1 protein-coding gene and 2 pseudogenes are annotated in these 3399 nt (G+C 69.1%); all 3 read right to left on the minus strand.

All coding sequences use genetic code 11. The features are described from left to right. A pseudogene (locus ASF39_RS22385) lies at positions 1–1253 on the minus strand (hypothetical protein); the annotation flags it as partial. Between the two features lie 21 nt (positions 1254–1274). Then, positions 1275–2738, minus strand: a pseudogene (locus ASF39_RS22390) (hypothetical protein); the annotation flags it as partial. Further along, positions 2627–3399: calcium-binding protein (locus tag ASF39_RS22395; RefSeq protein WP_280137214.1), on the minus strand; the 773-nt coding region annotated here is incomplete at its 5' end. The pseudogene ASF39_RS22390 and the gene ASF39_RS22395, both read right to left, overlap by 112 nt.

The following is a 3399-nucleotide window of genomic DNA, read 5'->3' on the forward strand; positions in this document are numbered from 1 at the left end:
CCGCCCCGGTCGCCGCCTCGTCCACCCGCCCCGGTCGCCGCCTCGTCCACGTCGTTGACCACGATCGTGAAGTCCTTCGTGAACGTCGCGCCACCCCCGTCCGTCGCCGTGATCCCAACGGTCAGGTTGAGGACGGACGCATCCTCGAAGTCGAGAGCGCTGCCGTCGACGAGCTTGAGGATGGCCTGACCCGAAACCTCGACGACTTCGAAGCGGGCGTCGTTGACCGTGTAGGACACCGTGTCGCCGGCGTCGGGATCGGAGACCGTGAGGATGCCGACGGTGGCGCCGGCCTGGTTCTCGTCGACCGTGTTGTTGTCGAGGGCGATCGCGGTGGGTGCTTCGTTGATGTCACGCAGGTCGATCGCGACCGTGTTCGAGACGGAGGCGCCGTCGGCATCGGTCGCCGTGAGCGTGACCGAGAGCGGGGCGTCGGTCTCGAAATCGAGGGCCACACCGCTTTTAAGTGCCAGGAACGACCCCTCGCCGGCGATCGTGCGGATCTCGAACCGCTCGTCGGAGACCGAGTACACCAGCGCGTCGCCGTCGGGATCGGTCGCGGAGACCTCGCCGACGATGACACCGGTATCGTTCTCGAACACCGGATCGCCGTCGAAGACGAGGGCTGTCGGCGTCTCGTTGACGTCGGTGACGGCGATCGTGACCGCCTGCGTCGCGGAAGCGCCGCCTGCGTCGGTGACCTTCACCACGAAGCTCGCCGCGGCCGAGACCTCGAAATCGGGGCTGCTGGTGACCGTGATGGTCGCGGTACCCGCACCCGTCTTGGTGATGGCGTACGGGCCGGTGTAGGTGCCGCCGCCGGCGGTGACGAGGGAGAAGGTCAGCACGTCGCCGATGGTGCCGAGGTTGGGGTCGGAGGCGGTGACGAAGGCGATCGGCGTGGCCGCCGCCGCATTCTCCTGCACGGTCAGCGTTGCCGTCCCGTCGTCGGCATCGAGGATGGAGACGATGCTGGGTCCCGCCGTGACGACCGCATCCGGGTTGTCGATCACGCTCTGCGTCCTGCCGCCGAACGTGAAGCTCTCGACGCCGGTCACGGTGTCGGTGTCGGTGCCGTCCGTGACGATGTAGGTCCCGCCGTTGCGCACCACGGTGTAGCTGGAGAAGTCGCCTGCGAAGACCGCCCTGTCGATGCCGGCACCGCCGGAAACGATGTCGGACCCGGCTCCGCCTTCGAGAACGTCGTCGCCGCTGTCGCCGATGAGGAAGTCGGAGCCCGCACCGCCCGACAGGGTGTCCCCGCCGCCGTTGCCGTTGAGCGTGTTGTTGCCGGCGTTGCCGGTGATGACGTTGTCGAGCCCGTTACCGGTGACATCGACATCGGCACCCACGCCGAGCGCGGCGTCGCCGAGGGTGATCGTCGTCACCGCGCCGGTGTTGGCATTGCTGCCGAGCGCGGCGAGGTTGATCGTGAGGTCCGTGGTCGCCGCCGTGGCGACGACCGTGAGGTCGTTGTCGAAGAGCGTGATCGAACTCGTGCCCGGCTGGTTCAGGACGAGGGTGTCGCCCGCCAGGATGGTATCGAGGCCGGACGCGGGAACCGGTGCGCCGATGGTGCCCTGCTGGATCCGGTTCAAGGCGTCGACCGACGAGGCGACGTAGACGTCGCGGACGGTCGCCGTGGCGACGACCTGGCGGGGATCGCCATTGCCGTCGAGGACGTAGGCCCAGGTCTCCCCCGCGGTGAAGTTGTCGACGACGATGGCCGCCAGATCCTCGGCGGTGGCGAGACCGGCGGGGGTGTTTCCGACGTTGGTGCGGATGAGGACGGGTGCCGGGATCGCATCGTTGAAGCTGTTGCCGGTGAACACGTCCGGCAGGAACGGATCGGCCGATTCGAAGCCGGCCACGCCGACGCCCTGGAGATAGACCGCCGAGGCGCTGCCGGTGGCGATCGATCCGGTGAAGACGTTGTCGCGGATGATCTCGTTGCCGTCGTCGAGGCCGTCACCGGCCCCGCTCAGGAGCCAGATCGGCTTGCCGATGACGTTGTCGTGGATGTCGTAGCTGTCGACGCCGCCGGCGGCGTACTCGCTCAACTCGATCGCGTAGGACGCTCCCGTCGTCGAGAAGACCGAGCCCGTGATCTCGACGTCGTCGGCATGGACCGAAAGGAACGCCTTGACGTCGCCGGTGATGGTTCCGGTGTTGGCCGAGGCGATGCCTCCGGCCGGCCGCGTGAAGTTGAGGCCGACCAGCGTCAGACCGTCCGCCGCGTCGGTCACGCTGATGTAGTCCGAGCCCGTGTTGATGAAGAGGCTCTGGACGGTGACCGCACCCGCCGCTGCGGCGGAGCTGATCGGGGTCCCGTCGGCCGCGACGGCCTGGATGGTGAGGTTGGCCTTGTCGATGGTGAGACCCGAGCGGTAGCCGACCGTATCGCCGGCGCCGTGTCCTTCGGATTCCGCGTAGGTGCCGGGTGCGACGAGGATCGTTTCTCCGCCGGTGGCCGCGTTGACCGCCTGCTGGATCGAGGCGAACCCGCCGTCGGCGGCCTTGTCGACGAGCAGGTAGGTGGTGGCGCCGATCGTGACCTTCTCGACGTTCGTGAGGGTGTCCGTCTCGGTGCCGTTGGAGACGATCCAGCGCCCATCCGTGCCGATCTTCAGCGTGAAGCCGGCCGCATAGCCGACCGCCGCATCGATACCGGCGCCCCCCTCGATCGCGTCGTTTCCGGCGCCGCCGATGAAGCTGTCGTCGTCGGCTCCGCCGTCGAGGCTGTCGTCGCCGGCCCCACCCACGAGGAAGTCGTTGCCGCCCAGGCCGGTGACGAGGGAACCCGATCGCGTCGTTTCCGGCGCCGCCCGATCGCGTCGTTTCCGGCGCCGCCGATGAAGCTGTCGTCGTCGGCTCCGCCGTCGAGGCTRTCGTCGCCGGCCCCACCCACGAGGAAGTCGTTGCCGCCCAGGCCGGTGACGACGTCGGCACCCTGGCCGGCGTTGACGTAGTCCGCCCCGGCCGTGCCCGTCACCGTCTCGCCGAGGTTTGTCCCGAGGGTCGCGGTGGTGAAGGCGTCGCCGCGCTGGGTCCCGCTGATGTCGCGGACATCGAAGGTCACGCCCGGGAGGAAGTCGTTGCCGCCCAGGCCGGTGACGATGTCGGCACCCTGGCCGGCCTTGACGTAGTCCGCCCCGGCCGTGCCCGTCACCGTCTCGCCGAGGTTTGTCCCGAGGGTCGCGGTGGTGAAGGCGTCGCCGCGCTGGGTCCCGCTGATGTCGCGGACATCGAAGGTCACGCCCGCCCCGGCTACGAAGGTGGTGCCTTCGTCGTCGTAGCGGCCGACCGGGCCGGTCGGGACGTCCGAGCCGTCCTCGGCCTGCAACCGCACCGCCAGGCCGTTGCCGGCATCGAGGCCGCTGCCRTTGCCCACCTCCAGGA

The sequence above is a fragment of the Methylobacterium sp. Leaf108 genome (assembly GCF_001423265.1).
Classification (GTDB): domain Bacteria; phylum Pseudomonadota; class Alphaproteobacteria; order Rhizobiales; family Beijerinckiaceae; genus Methylobacterium.